Annotated in this window: 24 protein-coding genes and 1 pseudogene; 2 read left to right on the top strand and 23 right to left on the bottom strand. The window is 55.1% G+C overall.

Annotated elements, in window-relative coordinates; genetic code table 11:
• Positions 1-7 precede the first annotated feature (7 nt).
• The 22 genes and pseudogenes from TRICHSKD4_RS09980 to TRICHSKD4_RS29205 form a co-directional block, all read right to left on the bottom strand.
• Positions 8-226: a hypothetical protein gene (locus tag TRICHSKD4_RS09980; protein ID WP_009759062.1), complete on the bottom strand. Its 219-nt coding sequence runs from the start codon at positions 224-226 to the stop codon at positions 8-10.
• A complete protein-coding gene (locus TRICHSKD4_RS09975) occupies positions 223-402 on the bottom strand; it encodes a hypothetical protein (RefSeq protein ID WP_009759061.1) in 180 nt (59 codons plus the stop codon). The genes TRICHSKD4_RS09980 and TRICHSKD4_RS09975 overlap by 4 nt, the downstream gene beginning before the upstream one ends.
• A 9-nt stretch (positions 403-411) precedes the next feature.
• Positions 412-678 carry a hypothetical protein gene (locus tag TRICHSKD4_RS09970; RefSeq protein ID WP_009759060.1) on the bottom strand — a complete coding sequence of 89 codons (267 nt, stop codon included), beginning with the start codon at positions 676-678 and terminating at the stop codon, positions 412-414.
• Positions 679-705: 27 nt separating this feature from the next.
• Positions 706-1,386 (bottom strand): DUF2786 domain-containing protein, encoded by a 681-nt coding sequence (locus tag TRICHSKD4_RS09965; protein ID WP_009759059.1) that lies wholly within the window; start codon positions 1,384-1,386, stop codon positions 706-708.
• The gene (locus tag TRICHSKD4_RS09960; protein WP_009759058.1) at positions 1,383-1,976 is read right to left on the bottom strand and encodes a YfbR-like 5'-deoxynucleotidase; all 594 of its coding nucleotides are present in this window, start codon (positions 1,974-1,976) and stop codon (positions 1,383-1,385) included. The genes TRICHSKD4_RS09965 and TRICHSKD4_RS09960 overlap by 4 nt, the downstream gene beginning before the upstream one ends.
• Entirely contained in the window at positions 1,976-2,398 is a 423-nt protein-coding gene (locus TRICHSKD4_RS09955) for a hypothetical protein (RefSeq protein ID WP_009759057.1), read from the bottom strand. The genes TRICHSKD4_RS09960 and TRICHSKD4_RS09955 overlap by 1 nt, the downstream gene beginning before the upstream one ends.
• The gene (locus tag TRICHSKD4_RS09950; RefSeq protein ID WP_009759056.1) at positions 2,388-2,639 is read right to left on the bottom strand and encodes a hypothetical protein; all 252 of its coding nucleotides are present in this window, start codon (positions 2,637-2,639) and stop codon (positions 2,388-2,390) included. The genes TRICHSKD4_RS09955 and TRICHSKD4_RS09950 overlap by 11 nt, the downstream gene beginning before the upstream one ends.
• Positions 2,636-3,058: a regulatory protein GemA gene (locus tag TRICHSKD4_RS09945; RefSeq protein WP_009759055.1), complete on the bottom strand. Its 423-nt coding sequence runs from the start codon at positions 3,056-3,058 to the stop codon at positions 2,636-2,638. Before TRICHSKD4_RS09945 ends, TRICHSKD4_RS09950 begins: the two co-directional genes overlap by 4 nt.
• Before the next feature lie 12 nt (positions 3,059-3,070).
• On the bottom strand, positions 3,071-3,691 hold the full coding sequence (locus tag TRICHSKD4_RS09940; RefSeq protein ID WP_009759054.1) for a DUF3164 family protein: 621 nt from the start codon (positions 3,689-3,691) through the stop codon (positions 3,071-3,073).
• Between the two features lie 12 nt (positions 3,692-3,703).
• Positions 3,704-4,129 carry a hypothetical protein gene (locus TRICHSKD4_RS09935; RefSeq protein ID WP_009759053.1) on the bottom strand — a complete coding sequence of 142 codons (426 nt, stop codon included), beginning with the start codon at positions 4,127-4,129 and terminating at the stop codon, positions 3,704-3,706.
• Between the two features lie 6 nt (positions 4,130-4,135).
• Positions 4,136-4,450 (bottom strand): hypothetical protein, encoded by a 315-nt coding sequence (locus TRICHSKD4_RS09930; RefSeq protein ID WP_009759052.1) that lies wholly within the window; start codon positions 4,448-4,450, stop codon positions 4,136-4,138.
• Positions 4,447-4,794 carry a LacI family transcriptional regulator gene (locus TRICHSKD4_RS09925; protein ID WP_139052038.1) on the bottom strand — a complete coding sequence of 116 codons (348 nt, stop codon included), beginning with the start codon at positions 4,792-4,794 and terminating at the stop codon, positions 4,447-4,449. Before TRICHSKD4_RS09925 ends, TRICHSKD4_RS09930 begins: the two co-directional genes overlap by 4 nt.
• Entirely contained in the window at positions 4,785-5,375 is a 591-nt protein-coding gene (locus tag TRICHSKD4_RS09920) for a hypothetical protein (protein WP_009759050.1), read from the bottom strand. The genes TRICHSKD4_RS09925 and TRICHSKD4_RS09920 overlap by 10 nt, the downstream gene beginning before the upstream one ends.
• Positions 5,375-6,142, bottom strand: a complete 768-nt coding sequence (locus TRICHSKD4_RS09915; protein WP_009759049.1) for an AAA family ATPase — start codon at positions 6,140-6,142, stop codon at positions 5,375-5,377. Before TRICHSKD4_RS09915 ends, TRICHSKD4_RS09920 begins: the two co-directional genes overlap by 1 nt.
• 15 nt (positions 6,143-6,157) lie before the next feature.
• Positions 6,158-6,889, bottom strand: coding sequence for a Mu transposase C-terminal domain-containing protein (locus TRICHSKD4_RS32010; RefSeq protein ID WP_256377398.1), 732 nt, complete (start codon positions 6,887-6,889; stop codon positions 6,158-6,160).
• Positions 6,890-8,017: 1,128 nt separating this feature from the next.
• Positions 8,018-8,221: pseudogene (locus TRICHSKD4_RS32005) on the bottom strand (DNA-binding protein); the annotation flags it as partial.
• Between the two features lie 27 nt (positions 8,222-8,248).
• Positions 8,249-8,449 (bottom strand): hypothetical protein, encoded by a 201-nt coding sequence (locus TRICHSKD4_RS09905; protein WP_009759047.1) that lies wholly within the window; start codon positions 8,447-8,449, stop codon positions 8,249-8,251.
• Positions 8,446-8,904 carry a hypothetical protein gene (locus TRICHSKD4_RS09900; RefSeq protein ID WP_009759046.1) on the bottom strand — a complete coding sequence of 153 codons (459 nt, stop codon included), beginning with the start codon at positions 8,902-8,904 and terminating at the stop codon, positions 8,446-8,448. The genes TRICHSKD4_RS09905 and TRICHSKD4_RS09900 overlap by 4 nt, the downstream gene beginning before the upstream one ends.
• 1 nt (position 8,905) lies before the next feature.
• On the bottom strand, positions 8,906-9,397 hold the full coding sequence (locus TRICHSKD4_RS09895; RefSeq protein ID WP_009759045.1) for a hypothetical protein: 492 nt from the start codon (positions 9,395-9,397) through the stop codon (positions 8,906-8,908).
• Positions 9,398-9,540: 143 nt separating this feature from the next.
• Positions 9,541-9,789, bottom strand: coding sequence for a hypothetical protein (locus tag TRICHSKD4_RS09890; RefSeq protein WP_009759044.1), 249 nt, complete (start codon positions 9,787-9,789; stop codon positions 9,541-9,543).
• Positions 9,782-10,075: a hypothetical protein gene (locus TRICHSKD4_RS09885; protein ID WP_009759043.1), complete on the bottom strand. Its 294-nt coding sequence runs from the start codon at positions 10,073-10,075 to the stop codon at positions 9,782-9,784. Before TRICHSKD4_RS09885 ends, TRICHSKD4_RS09890 begins: the two co-directional genes overlap by 8 nt.
• Before the next feature lie 211 nt (positions 10,076-10,286).
• Positions 10,287-10,604: a helix-turn-helix domain-containing protein gene (locus TRICHSKD4_RS29205; RefSeq protein WP_083782762.1), complete on the bottom strand. Its 318-nt coding sequence runs from the start codon at positions 10,602-10,604 to the stop codon at positions 10,287-10,289.
• A 234-nt stretch (positions 10,605-10,838) separates the two neighbouring features.
• On the opposite strand from TRICHSKD4_RS29205, the gene TRICHSKD4_RS29200 reads away from it, so the two are divergent.
• Both TRICHSKD4_RS29200 and TRICHSKD4_RS09865 read left to right on the top strand, forming a co-directional pair.
• Positions 10,839-11,528 (top strand): helix-turn-helix transcriptional regulator, encoded by a 690-nt coding sequence (locus tag TRICHSKD4_RS29200; RefSeq protein ID WP_040616615.1) that lies wholly within the window; start codon positions 10,839-10,841, stop codon positions 11,526-11,528.
• A gap of 284 nt (positions 11,529-11,812) precedes the next feature.
• Positions 11,813-13,000, top strand: a complete 1,188-nt coding sequence (locus TRICHSKD4_RS09865) for a phospholipase D family protein (protein ID WP_009759037.1) — start codon at positions 11,813-11,815, stop codon at positions 12,998-13,000.
• On the opposite strand, the gene TRICHSKD4_RS09860 is transcribed toward TRICHSKD4_RS09865, so the two are convergent.
• Positions 12,997-15,882, bottom strand: coding sequence for a DNA methyltransferase (locus tag TRICHSKD4_RS09860; protein ID WP_009759036.1), 2,886 nt, complete (start codon positions 15,880-15,882; stop codon positions 12,997-12,999). The two genes, TRICHSKD4_RS09865 and TRICHSKD4_RS09860, sit on opposite strands and share 4 nt — an antisense overlap.
• Between the last annotated feature and the right edge of the window lie 51 nt (positions 15,883-15,933).

Below are 15,933 nucleotides of genomic sequence, written 5' to 3'. Positions count from 1 at the left end.
AGTTCCTCTACCCACGCATGTTTCTATCCAAGATCGCGTCGGTCTCCCTATCCAGCGTGTAGACAATCGAGGCGCTTGGCGCTTTCAGGGTCGAAAGACCCAGCTCAATCGCCCCTTCGCGGGTTCCGGTCCAGCCGATGATGTTGTCAGCCCGTTCTGGATATCCAACGCAGTGAACCTCGTAGCGCTGGCCTTTGTCGCCAAGTCGTTCAGGTGGCAAGGTCATGCGTTTGTTCCTTTCGCCCTGAATCCAGCTGGGACAAACCCGACCGGTTCCGGCTGCCGTGTGATTTTGCGCCCGTACCGATCAAACAGGCCAGTCCAATTGACATCATCGTCATAAGGGATCAGCTCAGGCTCGGGGGCATATGCCATGAATGGCAAGTCTGGTTCGACTGTCATAACCCGGCCTCAATTGACTTTCCGACGGTGGCGCTCAACCCATTCCCGATATGCTTCAGGAACTGGTTCGGCTTGAGCTTCCTCCACCCCCTGTTCGAGGTCAGCAGCGGATGTGACATATCCAGCAGCCCAGCCGTCTATCGAAAACTCGTCCAGAACGGCGCTCATTTGCGCAAAAAGCTGGTCAGGATCATTGTGGCAGATGGTGACGCTGTATCTTCCGCCATTGTGAAGATAACTGCAGGCCCAAGACGGGTCTTTTTTGAGTACGGTCAAGGTGGTTTCCTTTCTGCCGTTATCAGTTCATGTCAGCTGCAAGGCAGCTTCGGGCTTCGAAACCTGCTCATTTAGGCCGATTTCACCGGCAGCGATTGCGCCAGCCGTGAATGCATAGGTTGTGCGCGGTATCCATGCTCTGGAACTCGTCAGCTCACCATACAGCCGTGCGACATGTTCTTCATTGAGCCGTTTCTCGGTGTCATAGACCGCTGGCAATGTTGTCCTGGCTCCGTCTGCCGGAGCGCGCTTGGCCTGTGCAATGTCATGGAGACGCACACTGAGTTTGGCGGCAGCTCCATTGCAAAATTGACGCTGCCTGCGACTATTGCTGGAGAAGTTTCTCGCAAGCTTGCGGACTGTCGTCACAAGGTACTTGCTCATCTCGATGCTGACCGCGACATTGTGTGGTGCGCCGACCAGCTCGATGGTCTTCTTGCTGCCAACAGTGCGCTGAAGCGGTTTGCAGAAATACGCGACAGCTACAGCTGACCATACAGACCGAACCCATGCATCCGGCATACCGGTCGGCGTCTCCCAAACCATCCGGTCAGGTGCCTCTTCCTCTGCCATATCGGCAAGCGCCAGATTGTGTTTGGCAAGCAGCTCATGAGCCTTGGCCGAACAAGCCTCTGCCTCATGAATACTCGACGTGCTGGAGGCTTTTGCCAGAAGAGCCCGAATACGCTTGATGATCGACTGGTTCATTCAGAATGCTCCTGGTATTCGTTTGCCTCCAGACGCAGCTCCGCGTAACGGCAGATGAACAGGTTCGCGGCCTCATCTGGAGACAATCCCAGCCCGGTGATACCAAGGTCAGCGAGATCGACAGGTTCCTCGCCATAGGTGAAATGCCAGTCGTCATTGTTATTCATGATGTGAAGCTGCTCGGTGCGCAGCATTTGAACATCAGCCCGCTTGACCGATTGCGGCAAGGGGAGCGGGATGCCGAACCGCGCCATGACGGCCTTTTCAATCCGCTCTTCCAGACGCTGGTAATCGCTCAAGGTTTCCTTGAGCGGCTTGGGCATATCGCCGATAAAGGCTTCTGGCGCATCATGCAAAAGAGCGGCAAGCTGATCCTCTTTGGGAACCAGACGCGACACATGAACCGAATGCTCGGCAACGGAGTAAAACCGTAGAGAGTGACCGCCGAACCGGCAGATATTTGACAAGGCGTGTGCAATATCACGAATGCCGAAATCAGACTGATCCGGATTGTCATAGTCAAAGTAATTGCCACTGACCGTCAGGATGAACGGGCCGGTGATCGGCTTTCGGTGGGGTTGGGCAGTCATTAGCCTTCGCTCCTGTTCAGTAAATCTTCCAGATCAATCTGCCGGTCATCGACCACACGTGCCCGCGCTCTACGCCCACCACGACCTTCACGAACCAGATCGCGGACATAGCGTTCCGACACATGGAGTTCGAAGGCGATATCGCAGTTCTTGAAGCCTTCCTTCTTCATGCGCTTGGCGGTGGCAATGCTGGCGCGGCCCTTCTTGGTCGGGATGTAGAACTTGTCGCCCGGAAACGTCGCAATCAGCGTTTCAGCGGTTTCGCGCGATAGGCGCGACAAGGGGTTGTCTTCTGTCCATTGTGTCGGGATCTTCACCTCAACACCGGGCAGCTTTTCCAGAAGCTCAAGGGCAACATCATCACCGCAGATCGCGGCAATGTCGGCCATGTCTTCCGTATGGAACAGGGAACTACCGGACATCTTCCATCCTCCTGTCCAGCTCTTCCTGGGATTTGGGTTTGCGGCAGACAACGGTGACGACAGACCCGTCCTGCAAGATGTAGCGGATCCCCTGAAGCCGAACGCCGCTTGCGCTGTAGCGCACACCAATTTCCGCTTCATGGCGGATCAGCTCGCGCACCGGCGACAGGTCCATGCCCATGACACGTTCCAGAAACCGGACAACGGCATGATCGGTGACGGCAACAGGAGCCTTGGTCATTGCGCGGCCCTCCGTTCCATCTGCTTCAAGGCTTCGATTACAGGTGCGGCCTCCTGATAGGAAAGCCACTCCGGATCGTCCCGGTCCGTCAATTTCTTCACGAGGGATCGAAGCGCCTGTTTGTAGGGCTGCCGCCAATAGCCGGATGTCTCCAGCGACTTTGCGATGGCAAACATCTTGCGCACATAGGGTTTGTTGGAAGACTGGCGGAACCGGCCTTGATTGACTGGTTCCTTCCAGCCCAGACGCTTCATCTCCTCAATGACGGCCAGCCGCTCGCGCTCGGTCATGTCACCCGATGACGCTTTGCCCGTGACACGAGCAAGAATGGCAGAATAGCTGTCGTCATCCAGCCCAAGCGCCTTCTTGGCGATGTGGATCCGGGCGATTTGGGAATGGCGAGCGGACTTTGCGGTCATTGACTAACCTCCCTACATTCTGGAAAAATCAAGGGAGATGCCGACCGGCTTTTTGGAAACCGGATCCCGGCGCATAAAGCGGATGTTGCGCTTGGAGCCGACTGATCGAACAGCATCCTCAATGGCAGCCATGGCGCGCTGCCATGTTTCGTCTTCGATCTCGTAGTTTTTCAGACCCCGGATCCGGTCCATATCCAGCTTTCCGGCCTTGTTGACCGCAAAAACCTGATTGACGACCGTTACAAGGTGAGGATTGGAACCATCTGCCCACTTCAGCAGGCATTCATCAATCAGCTTCTTGGCCTGCTCCAGTTCAGGTCCGAACTCCTGCCGTTCATTGACGCGGATGCCAACCGATAATTCACCATCAAAAGTCCGAAACGACACGTTTCCGCCCGGTCCACCGACCCGCACACCATGTTCCTGGTCCAAAAGTTCCCGCATGCCATCAAGCCTGCTCTCACACTTTGCATGGAACTGCTCGATTACCTTGAGAACCTGCTGCATTTCATCATGCAGCTCCTGAACCATTTCGTCCTGAAGAAGATCCTTGGCCTTGATGTTGCTGATCGGCACGTAGCTGCCACTTGCATTGAGTTTCATGCCTTCCGGTATTGTAAATTCTTGTGTCATCTGAATTGTCCTTCAATAGTATGGGATGGATTGGTCATGGGCGGATCGGCTGGCGGCGGATCGACCAGGCGGTGGATCGCCCATCAACTCGGCTGTCACATCGGCTTGAGGACGTGACAAAGATACAACCGGCACCGGCTTCCACTTACGGAACAGTTCCGCACGGGTTGGCCTGCGCTGTGGTGCTGGAGGAGACGCTGCTGCCGGTTTCGGCTTGGCCGATATCCGGGGCCGCGCAATCGGCAGGCGTGGTTCCTTGCAATAAAGAAGATCCTCGGCAAAAAGCATCGGCTCAAAGCTGGCAGCAACACCGTTGAGCAGCTTGCGGATCTCCGCCTCGTCTCTCTTAAGCTGAGCGGCAATATAGGTCGGGCTTTCACCAAGTGCCCGATAGCCGATAGCAAGTGCCGCCTGCTGATATGTGAGTGTGCAAATCATCTCGATTCACTCTTTGTTCTTGGTCTCTAGGGGTGGCGAAGCAGCGACTACCGGAAACTGGTAGACCTTGGGGTCGCACAATGCCTCGACTGTCAGCTTCGGCACATCGACCAGACGTGGTTTGAGGTTCTCAAGGTGCTGGCGGCGGGTTTCGGAAATATCCTCCAGCGTCTCCACGAAGGACTTCAGGCCGCGCAACTGTTTCAGGAACAGCTCGACATCGTTCTCTGTGCAGGGCTGCTCCGCCATCTCGGCAAAGCGGTCATGAAGGGTCTGCACCATGCCGCTGACTTCCCGTGGCCCGATTTCAACGCGGGTCATGACGCTTCTCCCTTTGATTTTGCATGAGGGTTTAACGGGCAGGCCCGGCAGGCAATCCAGAGCCTCAAGGCTCCTGCATCCGACATGGGCTGGGCCGCACTTGCGTGTTCAGCACAAGCTTCCTTTTCGATGTCAAAGCCCAGATGGGGACAATTCACACGATCAGAAAACGCCGCCAGCGCCTTGGCTTCAAAGTGATCATTTCGCCCGCCAATTGTCCCGTACCGCCCGGAAAGGTAGAGGCTGACCGCAGCCCGGCTCACGCCCATTTTGTCGGCAACCGCCTGCTTTGTACCGAGCACGTTGACCTGCTCGACCAACATCTGATGAATATTCACGGACACAGAACAATCTCCCCGCTATCTCCCAAATTGTGGTCGAACAAGCCCTTACTCCGGTGCCTCCACACAGGGGCAACAGGACCGGTGTCCCGGACCAGCCGAAACCGTTTGAACCCGTTGGATGTCAGCTTGCTGCTGGCGGCACGAACAGGAAGTTCAACGAGGTATCCTGCATTGACGAGTGCCTTCAGGTATCGGCGCAGGTTGCCTTCCGGATCCTTCTCCACCCCGCAGGCTGCGGCCATCACAAGGTCACCAATGGTGAAGGCTCCGCTCATTCGCATGGCATTCCATGCGCGCTGGCGCAGTGTATTTGGCTGGGCAGCCCGGCACCTGCCCCGATCCGGGCGATATGGGCCTGAACTGATAATCCGGCCTTCCATAGCTGCTTGCTGACCATTCGGCGTCAACCGGTAACATCCGACTTCAACCCTTTCCAGAAGTCCGCGCATAATGAGGCTACCGGCCCCATCGGAGATTTGGCGGCGTGTCAGATCAACGCAGCCGTCCAGCTCATCCATCGTCCGGCAAGAGCCATCGGCAAGCGCGTTCAACAAGGTGGTTGGAACTGTTCCGGGCTGCATCACACCATCTCCGGAACATGGATGGGATTGCCGGAGACACGGCTTTTAAGAAGAACTTGCCCAGCCATGTCATGGCAGGTCAGTCCCCCGTCTTCCGGTTCGTTGCGTAGACCAAAGCGCTCGATATTGGCGATGGCTTCAAGGATCTCCCGGTTAAAGCCGTCCGAGGCCTTCAGGACAAAGTTCAGAAGATCATCGGCAACCGGCACCTCGCAGCGAGCCCCCACAAGGGCCTTCACATCATCAAGGGTCGCCTTGTCAAAACGAACCTTTTGCGAGACGCGGCTGGCAACCTGCGGAAACCGGTTGAGATTATCATTCACCCGCCCCATGCCGACCAGAATGGTGGGCAGTTCGATAATGTCGGAAATGTCCCGAATGGTCTCAAGAATGGCCGACTTTGATGACACATGGTCTGCCTCATCAATAACCAAACCAAATGTGCGCCGGTCATATTGGGCAGAAAGCTGACGCTGACCGAGTTCCTCCAGCGCCTTGGCATATTTCTTTTGAAACGCATGAGGGGGATGGACCTTCAACACCCCAAGCAACTCGTTCATGAACCAGCTTGGCGTCCATTCCTTCTTTGCCCGCAGATAAACGCTACCCGTCTGCGAGACCCAGTTCTTCAAGGTCGTGGTCTTGCCCAACCCTGGAAGACCATCGACAACAACAAGGCAGGCTTCTTCGGCTCCCCGCTGTTGTAAGGCCGTCAGTGCGGACAAGAACCGCGTGACGTTGCTGGTCTCGACAAAAACATTCCGCATCTGCAAAAATTCCTTCTACTGGTTCTTGTGGGTGCTAATGTCCGAACGAAGAGTGTCTCTCAGCGCGTCCACGTCGATGTTTGACAAGCGGAAGAGATCCAGATCCGTCTTGCGGGCCAAACACCCTCGCAGGATCTTCTTCTGGTTCTCGGTAAGTTGGTCAGGCTGCTCCAGAGCAAAGGCAGCCAGCTCGACATCTGTCCCGAACACCCGCCGTTTTGGCTTTTGCGGTACGGCGACCGGGGTGGCTTCAAGCTCAAGGACCTCCGGCTCGATAACCGGCTTGGCCAGAACATCGATGACCGGCTCGCTGGTGGCTTCCAGCAACCGGCTGCCCCGAAGCTGGTCTTCAACCCGCTCGACCTTCTTGCCGATCAGGCGCAGCTGAGCCTTGGCGCGGTTTTCAATGGCGGCATCTTCATAAGATTTCGGAACATAACGGGTTTCGTTACCGGCAAATTCGGCAACACAGATCAACCGGCCCGGCAGTTCATTGCCGTCGAACTTGTCGATCTCGCGGACCCAGACCCGTGAGCCGTCCTTGACATCAACACCGACCGCGACCTTGATGCCGTTGTATTGCTCCAGCCCCATATGGAAGTAGGTGTTGGTGTTCCAGTTGATCAGACAACGCTGGACCGTACGGATTACATGCGGGCGGAATAGTTCATCGGCTTCATCTGGCGTCACCGTGACAGGTTCAAAGCCTTGCGCAACATGGCTTTGCCAGCATTCGTTGGGCGACATATGACGCTTGCGCCCGCTCTCGGGATCCCGAAACTTCGGCAAACCGGAATGCGGCTGGTTGTTGTAGCGCTCGACAGCCTCTTTGCAGAGATGCACGAAATCATCCCATTCCATCAGGGATGAACTGGAGCCGAACTCGGCAATTTCCTTGCGCGTTTTCTGATAGGACCGCTTGCGGGCTTCGCGATCCATGTCTTCACCGATATAGGTCGGCAGCGACTTGGCAAGTGGCGTCCAGACGCTCCGGTGGAACCGTTCGATGATGCCCCGCGCCTGAGAGTTATAGGCAATTGAGTGCATCTTCGTGATGCCAAGCCGCCCCATCATGCCAGTTACATCGGCATCATGGGTCTTGTTCTTGTAACCCGGCCCGTTATCGACATAGAAAATCGCCGGAATACCGCTCTCGCAGGCAGCAACCCGAAGAGCGTCGGCAACGGCGATGCAGTTTTCCTTCAGGGAAACTGAAAACCCGACACATTTGCGGGTCGCAACATCCAGAACCGGGGTCAGTTCCGGGCGGAAGGGATGCCCGGTCAACAAATGTGCGATTTCCGCCTCGAACGTCTTGCCGTCCGCCGTGTAAACGGATCCCGGCATAAGATCGTCCGTGCAACGGCTGACATAGGCAAGGCGGGCCTTGAGGGTCAAGGCACCCTCCCGGCCTTTGTGCCGCTCGACAGCCCCAAGCTTGGCTATTGCTGTGCGAACCTGCTTGTAGTTTGGCGCGTCATCCGGATTGGACAGGCTCGCCCGGTAATTCTCCAGCGCATCCGTAATGGTTGGTTTGGAAGGACGGGCATAGAACTTCAGAAAACCGGCGAACCAGGGCAGTTCGTTGACCGGTGTTTTCTTCTTTTTCAGTTTCGGGGCAAGGTTCTGCGCCCCGCGCTGCTCTCGGGCCTCAAACCAGTTATAGAGGGTTCGCAGCGACATTCCCATTTTGGGCCGGTCAACGGCGGTTGCGGCCATCTGGGCCAGAGCCGAGTAATCCGCCTCATGCATGTGCCCTGCATCGCTCGTGGCAAGCCCTTTGCCGTAAAGGCTCAGATCAGAGATCAGCTGAAGGCAGGCCTGACGGCGGGAAAGCTCATGAACGATGACGCGTCGTTCGATTTCGCTCAAAATGGCGAGCCGTGCCTGCATCATGGCGGATTGACGAGCGTTAGGGGTTGTCTTTTCGCCATCGGTTGCTAACGGTTTTTCCGCCTGTTTCTGCACAAGGGCGGATTGTGCAGACAACTCCTGCAGTTTCGCGCGGCTGATCAGCTCCTTGCGGGCAGCTTCCGGCAGGAGGTCGATGTGATACTCCCAACCACCGCCGCGCCCCTGACGTTTACGGGCGTGGGGGGTAGACTGCTAAAATGATCTCTGCGAATAATCATGAACACCGCGAGTGGTTCCGGGCAGCTCTGGCAGTTCCAACGCCGCCAATTCCGCTGCCGAATACCACTCCTGCAATGCCCTGGCCTTTGAGACAAAGGCAACACTCGTGTCCGGTTTTGGCTGTGTTCCCATGGCATTCATCGCTTGATCTTCCTGCTTTGGTCCCGGCTTCATTTGCGCGTTTTCCATTCGGCATCGCTGGCAGCTATGAACCGGTCCATTCGCTCACGTTGCTCAATCGCAATCTCCCGCTCGATCAGGGGGATGTACTTGCGGTCAACAACGACAAATCCACTATTTGCCAGAAGCTCGTTCAGGATCTCCGGCGCGTTCAGAATTTCGGCCAAACCAATCAGCGCATAGCCCGGTATGTTGCGGTTCTCATTGGCCTCCGAGGTCCACTGGTAGGTCGTATCGGCGCTGATCGGTTCGCGGAGATAGGCAGACAGTTCCCCTGCGATCTCGTCCCGGCTGCGCCCGTCCTTGTCCATGGCCTCAGTAACAACGCGGCAAACCTTGCCGCGAAGGGTTGCGGCGCGAACGCGGGTCTCCTCATACCGGGCCTCCACCTTGGGAGGTTCCCAGCTCAACAGGTCGCCCGTGAGTGTGTCGCGCCGCGCCTTGGCCATCTCAGGCTTCCAGTCTCCCGAGTTCACGTTGGTCTGCTATCTGTTTTGAGAGCTGATCGAGCCTGGTATCCACCTTCTCGTAAAGCCTCTTTGACATGGCATGAACGCCGAAGGCCGTGAGGCTTGCCTGACTTTCCATTGAAACAATCAGGGCAGCCAGATCCTCCAGATAGGCGAGGCAGTTTTCGATATTGACCAGATCTTCCAACTTGCTTTCGATCCAGTCCGCGCCCTCACCACTGGTCAGCTCAATCAGTTCCTTGATGCAACGTCTGGCGCTCTCGAAATCCAGAATGTCCCAATTGCGCGGAGAAGCATCATCTGACGGGATGACAGGGCGGCGCTTGCCCGCTGCAACGTCGCGGTGGAGCTGCAACTCCCCCAACAGATCAATTACACCGCGCCATTCCCGGACAGCTTCATCATCTTCAAAGGTTTTGGCTGCATCGATTTGTTTGCTGATAAGGGCAAAGGCCTTGTTCAATTCAGACATAAGTTCTCCTTTCCGCCGGAACTGTTCCGGCAGGTTGACTGGAATAGGGATTGGTCTGGTTAGCTCGGTCGCAGGGCTGCCCCCGCACAGCCCCGCGACCTGTCACCCCACGCAGCAGGAAAGCGCGGGGCTGGTTCTGTAAATTACGGTAGGGACAGGTCGCTTGGTTGAGCCTCGACGTAAGGCCGTCCGGCTCTGACCGCACGGTCCGCCAAATCTGGGGTATCTGCGGTCAGCCGCCGAAGCTTCATCAGCAGAACTTCAATCCGGCGAAACTCATTGATCGCATTCGCCGCGTCATAGTCATCAAAGCCAAGTTCCCGCAGAGCTTCGACTTCGCTCTCGACAAAAGACAGGGCCATGTCGATGTCATTGGGAAGGATGTCAGTCATGAACCGGCTCCATCTCCCAAAACGCATCGCTGATCCGGCTGGAATTTAAAGCCCGCATCGCAGTGCGAGCTTCGGCTTCATTCAAGAATACGCAAGCGTCACCGGCAAACGGTCTGGTCTGAGCGACCAAAACACAGTCTCCACTTTGAGCCTCAACAGGGTCTCTTTTGCCCATGAAGTAATAACGGACACCTTGCTTGCTGGTCTTTACCAGACGGAACTGTTCCGGCTGTGACAGCGGGGCAGCCACTCCGCCTGCAGGCTCAAAGGCCAAGGCTGTATTCATTGGGTCAATCTCCACAAAAGAACGGTCTCGGTCGCTGCAAACGACCAGAGAAAGAAAGCGCTGAGAAAGAGGATCAGGGCAGCAGCTTCGCCAGCCAGACGCAAGGCACCGGCTAGGCGTGGTGAAAGTCCACCGCTTTTATTTTGCACACCCCTGCCACTGCATATCGCAGCGGCATCAGGCAAATGTGCGCGATCTGACGCGCGCGCCATCAGGCAGCACGTTCAGCGTCAGAGCGTTCAAGGCACTTTTGACTTCTCGGCGGCCCGTTTCTTTTGCTATCGTAACCGCGAGTGGTTGAAATGGGATATCGATCTGGCCAGAGTTCTTTGATTGAGACCTTGATCTCTTCATTGATCCAGTCACAGAGCTTCTGTTCAACTGGCCGGTCTGTCCGGTTCCACACATGCCGAAAGCGGCTTGGGGTAAACCCGAGGTGCAAGGCGAGTTGGGCCTGATTAAATCCACGGCGGGATATCTCGGCTTTGATGGCGGGGACATCCCACTCCTGGACAGTCCGTCTGGGCATATCAACCTCTCAAGGTAGAAGCGGTCTGTTGGCGCAGCCCGCTTTTATTTGAACTTCTGTGTAGATCAGTGGCCCGCTTTGGCGGGTCGCTGATATGCGTAATATGCGCGCTATTAGGCTTACTGTCAAGCCTTATGGCGCGAATTACTCTGCTTCCATGTTTGGAGGTACGCCTTTTTAGGCAAGCACAGTGTATAACACTGAATACAAACGGCTTTTTTGATTGGTGTGAACATGGAAACGTCTTCCAACTTAACAAATACGAACCTAGAAGAGTTTCCAGATCGCCTAAAAGCGCTAATAGGAACATCTAGCGTGCTGGCTTTCGCCTCAAAGTGTGAGTTACCCGGTAGTACCGTTAGAAAATATCTGGATGGGTCTATCCCTAGCCTCGACAAAGCGACACAGATAGCGAGAGCCTGCAATGTATCCTTGGAATGGCTCGCTACTGGCCAAGGTCCAAAGCATCCGAGGCAAGCGTCAGAAGTACATGCCGCTGATTTTATTGGGATACCGCGCTATGACGCGCATTTGTCGGCAGGTGGAGGTACCTGGAATGCCGACAAGGAACGGCCCTTGGACCATATTCCGTTTACACGGGAGTTTCTGGCAAAACGTCTGCACAAGTCAAAACCACGCGATCTGGTTATCCTGATGGTCAATGGCGACAGCATGGAGCCGCTTATCAACGATGACGACATAGTAATGGTTGATCAGTCCAAAAAACGCCTGGAAGACGGCATTTTCGCCTTTGTTTTCGATGATCTGGCAAAGGTGAAACGGTTTAGAACACTTGCGAATGGCGATCTGGAAATTCGGAGCGACAACCCACTATACCCGCCTGAAGTCCTACAAAAAGAACAGCTTAACGACCTGAATATCATTGGTAAGGTTGTTTGGTGCGGCCACCACTTCGCCCGCTGACCGTTTTCCTCTACAGTTCTCGGCATCAATAGCCCGTTCCACCGGGAAAGCCGCGCAACAATGACCGCTTTTCAGCTGCAGATGTGCAGAATATAGGGAATATTTGGCCGGTTTTTCCTTCAAGTCGTGCAAAACTGCGCACCACACGAAAACCCCCGATTTCTTCGTTCTCTCAACACCTTACCATCATTTCACCGTGCATTCCGTCTGTGCACTTTGACAGGTCCCCCCACACTTATGACTTGAAACAGATACACTCGGCGCGGAATCGTCGAAGCTAAACTATGCCAACCATTGAAATTTTGAAGCCGTTCGATGCCGCTGTAGGTAATCGCCGTTTGCTCGGCGAGCTGAAGAATGATCTGGAATCTGCAGAATTCAATGATTTCCGGCTGATCGTCGCATACGCAAAGGCTGGCCCTCTGCACCGCCTCAAGGTCCAACTTGAGAAATGGAAGGCCGACGGGAAATCCTTCAGAGCGATTTTTGGGATTGATCAGCAAGGCACCAGCAAAGAGGCGTTAGACCTTGCTCTCGCCCTTTGCGACGAGGTCTACATTACCCAAGAGCGCGGGATCACTTTCCATCCGAAAGCCTACATCTTTTCAGGGGCCAATAAGGTCCGGGCTTTTCTCGGCTCAAACAATATGACGGTCGGCGGCACAGAGACAAATTTTGAAGCTGCGGTCGTCGTCGATGCGGCACTTCCAGCTGATAATGCGGTGAAGACCGACTTGGATGATATGTGGGACCAATTGCTCCCCGCTCAATGTGTTGCAACGCGCCCCTTGGATCAAGCGCTTCTCGATCAGCTCGTGGCAGCAGGCGATGTGCTGGATGAATCGGCTCTCCGCAATAGCCGGAAGAAGGCGACGAAAACCAATAAATCCTCGAAGCCAAAGGCAGGTCTGAAACTCAAGCCGCCGTCTCCGCTACCTAAGGGCACAACGCCAGCACCAACCCACGTAGCTCAGCCAGCGCCTGTGGCAAATACTCCATCGACCGCGTCAGCTGGGGGATTGGCGATCCAGATCAAGCCACACCACAACGGGGAAATCTTCCTAAGCAAGTTGGCGGTGAACCAAAATCCAGCGTTCTTTGGATTTCCCTTTACCGGAATGACCACACCAAAGACTGCGGGCGGGACACCGTATCCCCAAAGGTTGCCCGATCCAGTCGTAAACATTCAGGTCTACGGCACAGGCCGTGCTTTGCTTCTCAATCTGCCTGCTTACGACCTGAACACCGTCTTTTACGAACCGAATTCGGAAATTCGAGTGACTGCATCCCCGCTTGTCGGGGTTGTGCCGGATTACTCAGTGATGGTCATTACACCCAGTCAGATAGCGGGAGTGGATTACGAGATGGAGGTCCATACGCCACAAAGTCCTGATTACCCAGCTTGGGTCGCTGCCTGCAATCAACAGATGCCTGGTGGTGGGCAAGTACCTCGCAAGTTCGGCTGGTTCTAGGCTCTCTCAAACACCAGTATATCGTTTTCGGTTATAGCATTCTTCAAATGCAGCATCCTCTCGGTCGTCACGTCAATTGAAATAGAAGGATGGACCTTGAAGCCAACGTCAGCTGCAATCTCACGGGTGTGCTGACATGTTGGAATTGCGAACCAATTGTCGCCAACTTTGGTTCTGCTGTCGCCAACTACGTAGAAGGCCTTGGCTCCCGGCTTCATAACGCGGTGCACCTGAGCGAGCGTCTTCTGAATGTCGGTAAAGTATCGCGATAATAGTGCTGGCATGTTTTGGCGGCGGAAGCCGGCATCGCTGCCTCGGTTGCCGTCCAGAATGCCTTTTAGTGTTCTCACGATTGGATGGGGTAAGTTCACGCTGCCGTCGTTCAATTGCTCTTCAAGTTCCTCGCGTTCTTTCCTCTTGATTTCGCGTGATCCGGTTAGGCTACCTTCGACGACCGCACGCTCGTTGGATGGGGTTCCCATAAGCGCCAGAATAGAAAGCCGGTCGGTGTCGATATAAGGCAGAGCGGTCGCGTAGGGTGGGCTAGTCACGACGCAATCTATCGAAGCACTCCCAACGCAAGCCTTTAGGAAGCATTCGCTGTTGCGTGAGTCGCCTTCTTCAATTCTTGGGAGATAGCGCCTTCCGGGCTGTCGGGCTTGAACCGAGCGATATTTCTGTAGTCTAAGCATCTGCGCAGCCAAGCGTTCGGAAAACAACTCAAAAACAGGCGCGTCGGTAAGCGGTTCTTTCCGCCGCCGAATTCTCAGGTCGCTCGGTTCTTGCTGAGAGACTTCGCGAATGATGCTGCTCAGCACAACTTCAAAATAGTCGACCAGTGTTTCATCGCCTAGCAGGCGAATCCGGGCAAGAATGGCATTGAGCTTGCTGAGCACTGGCTTCGGAAACCAGCTCAGCAGTTCGCCGTGAACATTTTCAGGAAACTGGTCTAACTCATCTGATCCCACGCCGGTTTTCAACATGTCGGTGATTGATGCTGCCGACAGTTCGATCAACTCTTGGTCACGCAGCAAGATGCCCGATTTGGCTTTGGCAATCTTGGCCGCAAGTGGATTCATGTCGAAACCGAATGCCTGATAACCGTTCAAAAGACACTCGAGTGGGACTGTGCCACTACCGCAGTATGGGTCGAGAACCTTAGCGCCGCATTCGACGCCGGACGTGTTCAACAGGCTCTTGGCGAGCTGCGGGTAGAACTTCCCTTTGTAAGCATGAAGCCCATGTGTAGCGTATTTCGGGTCCTTACGCGTGGCGGCGTCTGCGTCGCCATTCTCCAAGACCTTCTGCCATACGGTTTGAGGCCGAGGGTCTTTCTCCGCACAGAACTGGGCCGAAAAAGTCGAGCGCCTCAAGTTCCAAAGCGCAGGCTGAGCCAACTCGGTCTCAATTGTCTTGGCGGCTTTAGGGGCTTTAAGGTCTGCAACGCCAAGTGCGCTCAACTCTTTCGCTCGCAACGTGCGCTCGAAGGGCCACATCTTGTATGCTGGCGCATCGATAGCGACTGCAACAGGGGCATTTGGTCGGCGTAGAATCAAAAGCTCTTCGCTGCGTGCGCGCCTTGCAGCTTTTGAGAACGAACGCTTCGTGGCATGGATTGGCCTGTTGACAGTCCCCAGCACTTCAAATCCGCACTTTGCGGCCGCGTCAGCTAATGCGCCGGAGGTGGAAAACTGTTCGCCCTTGAAAACGGCGTCGCCGACGATGAAGACTGCATGACGTCCGGGTTGAAGAGCTTCAAAGCAGTCCGTCAGCACTTTAGCCATCTCGGTTTCGTATTCAGCAAAATCCGTTCCGTTGCGCTGGTGCTTAAGATGAGAACCAATTTCTACCGCACCCAATTCGCGTGGATCCCAGCCGAGCCAGAACAACCGGAATCGATGATAAAGATGATAGTCAGTCGCGTTGGGGTAAGGGGGCGAAGTTACTATCAAGTCGACAGACGCAGGTGCCACCGTGTGACCGATGTCGGTTCTAGCATCTCCTTCGACAAATTCTGCTGAGGCACCTAGCATCGGTCTTCGTGCCGATTCCATTTTCTTGGAGACAAATCGAAGTGATTCGACATAGGCACGCAGCGTGAAGCCGGGCGGAATTTCCTTAGCAACAGAAACGTACCGGGTCTCTGAATCCTGATTCGATACGCGAGTCACGATGCGCGAAAGCGCCACAAGCGCAGCATCTTTGGCTGCGCCCTCAGTTACCTTTGAAATCAGGTGTCGTAATAGCGCAAGTTCGCCGCCAGCTGCATCGCAGAACCACTTTTCGAAGTTCGGTATCTGTGGGACGTATTTAGAATGCGTCGCTAGCAGGCCCTCTGACCAGTCCGATCCTTTACCGCAGGCCGCAGCGATATGACTCTCGACCACCCCCTCTAAGGAATGCAATTGTGCGGCCATATCTGCGTCCAGATAAGCCGTCTTCGCGCGGCCTAGAAGGGCCGAAAGAGGGTTGGCATCCAGTGAAACAGTGCGTCTTCCAAGACGGACGGCTTCAACAGCGGTAGTTCCACTTCCGCCAAAAGGATCAAACACCAGATCGCCGGGGAATGAGAGCGCCGCGATGAGTTGGCCGGGAATCTGCGGAGGAAATTTTGCAGGATATGGGTGTAGATCGTGGGTTAGGTATCTCGTGTTTGCTGATGTGAATGCCCAGTCAGCGTGGGTGAGCTTCTCGACAACTTGGCCTTCTAGCAGTTCGCCAATCGTGACCGGCTCATCAATCTCGCCTGCAAATGGAGGGGCAACGGCATTCTCAATCTGACCCTCAATCCAGTCGGCAAAGCTTTCACCTCGCAGATCAAGGCGTTCCGCGAGAGCCGCTTTCCGCTGTTCTGTAGTCTCCAACACAAGGCGCTGTTTCATGACAAATCTGCATTTTTGTTAATTTTTGCAGATTCTATAGCAAGAGGCTGT

Source organism: Roseibium sp. TrichSKD4, from assembly GCF_000148725.1.
Lineage (GTDB): Bacteria > Pseudomonadota > Alphaproteobacteria > Rhizobiales > Stappiaceae > Roseibium.
The sequence above is the reverse complement of the archived record's forward strand: the minus strand, read 5'-3'. Positions and strand labels throughout refer to the sequence as shown.

What these genes read in the sequence shown, in the direction of transcription:
- TRICHSKD4_RS29200 (WP_040616615.1), top strand. Translation starts at nt 10,839, where the DNA reads ATGGAAACGTCTTCCAACTTAACAAATACGAACCTAGAAGAGTTTCCA.
- TRICHSKD4_RS09975 (WP_009759061.1), bottom strand. Translation starts at nt 402, where the DNA reads ATGACAGTCGAACCAGACTTGCCATTCATGGCATATGCCCCCGAGCCT.
- TRICHSKD4_RS09905 (WP_009759047.1), bottom strand. Translation starts at nt 8,449, where the DNA reads ATGAAGCCGGGACCAAAGCAGGAAGATCAAGCGATGAATGCCATGGGA.
- TRICHSKD4_RS09980 (WP_009759062.1), bottom strand. Translation starts at nt 226, where the DNA reads ATGACCTTGCCACCTGAACGACTTGGCGACAAAGGCCAGCGCTACGAG.
- TRICHSKD4_RS09945 (WP_009759055.1), bottom strand. Translation starts at nt 3,058, where the DNA reads ATGACCGCAAAGTCCGCTCGCCATTCCCAAATCGCCCGGATCCACATC.
- TRICHSKD4_RS09960 (WP_009759058.1), bottom strand. Translation starts at nt 1,976, where the DNA reads ATGACTGCCCAACCCCACCGAAAGCCGATCACCGGCCCGTTCATCCTG.
- TRICHSKD4_RS09955 (WP_009759057.1), bottom strand. Translation starts at nt 2,398, where the DNA reads ATGTCCGGTAGTTCCCTGTTCCATACGGAAGACATGGCCGACATTGCC.
- TRICHSKD4_RS09865 (WP_009759037.1), top strand. Translation starts at nt 11,813, where the DNA reads ATGCCAACCATTGAAATTTTGAAGCCGTTCGATGCCGCTGTAGGTAAT.
- TRICHSKD4_RS09950 (WP_009759056.1), bottom strand. Translation starts at nt 2,639, where the DNA reads ATGACCAAGGCTCCTGTTGCCGTCACCGATCATGCCGTTGTCCGGTTT.
- TRICHSKD4_RS09860 (WP_009759036.1), bottom strand. Translation starts at nt 15,882, where the DNA reads ATGAAACAGCGCCTTGTGTTGGAGACTACAGAACAGCGGAAAGCGGCT.
- TRICHSKD4_RS09900 (WP_009759046.1), bottom strand. Translation starts at nt 8,904, where the DNA reads ATGGCCAAGGCGCGGCGCGACACACTCACGGGCGACCTGTTGAGCTGG.
- TRICHSKD4_RS09895 (WP_009759045.1), bottom strand. Translation starts at nt 9,397, where the DNA reads ATGTCTGAATTGAACAAGGCCTTTGCCCTTATCAGCAAACAAATCGAT.
- TRICHSKD4_RS09965 (WP_009759059.1), bottom strand. Translation starts at nt 1,386, where the DNA reads ATGAACCAGTCGATCATCAAGCGTATTCGGGCTCTTCTGGCAAAAGCC.
- TRICHSKD4_RS09885 (WP_009759043.1), bottom strand. Translation starts at nt 10,075, where the DNA reads ATGAATACAGCCTTGGCCTTTGAGCCTGCAGGCGGAGTGGCTGCCCCG.
- TRICHSKD4_RS09915 (WP_009759049.1), bottom strand. Translation starts at nt 6,142, where the DNA reads ATGCGGAATGTTTTTGTCGAGACCAGCAACGTCACGCGGTTCTTGTCC.
- TRICHSKD4_RS09935 (WP_009759053.1), bottom strand. Translation starts at nt 4,129, where the DNA reads ATGATTTGCACACTCACATATCAGCAGGCGGCACTTGCTATCGGCTAT.
- TRICHSKD4_RS29205 (WP_083782762.1), bottom strand. Translation starts at nt 10,604, where the DNA reads ATGCCCAGACGGACTGTCCAGGAGTGGGATGTCCCCGCCATCAAAGCC.
- TRICHSKD4_RS09890 (WP_009759044.1), bottom strand. Translation starts at nt 9,789, where the DNA reads ATGACTGACATCCTTCCCAATGACATCGACATGGCCCTGTCTTTTGTC.
- TRICHSKD4_RS32010 (WP_256377398.1), bottom strand. Translation starts at nt 6,889, where the DNA reads ATGTCGCCCAACGAATGCTGGCAAAGCCATGTTGCGCAAGGCTTTGAA.
- TRICHSKD4_RS09920 (WP_009759050.1), bottom strand. Translation starts at nt 5,375, where the DNA reads ATGCAGCCCGGAACAGTTCCAACCACCTTGTTGAACGCGCTTGCCGAT.
- TRICHSKD4_RS09940 (WP_009759054.1), bottom strand. Translation starts at nt 3,691, where the DNA reads ATGACACAAGAATTTACAATACCGGAAGGCATGAAACTCAATGCAAGT.
- TRICHSKD4_RS09930 (WP_009759052.1), bottom strand. Translation starts at nt 4,450, where the DNA reads ATGACCCGCGTTGAAATCGGGCCACGGGAAGTCAGCGGCATGGTGCAG.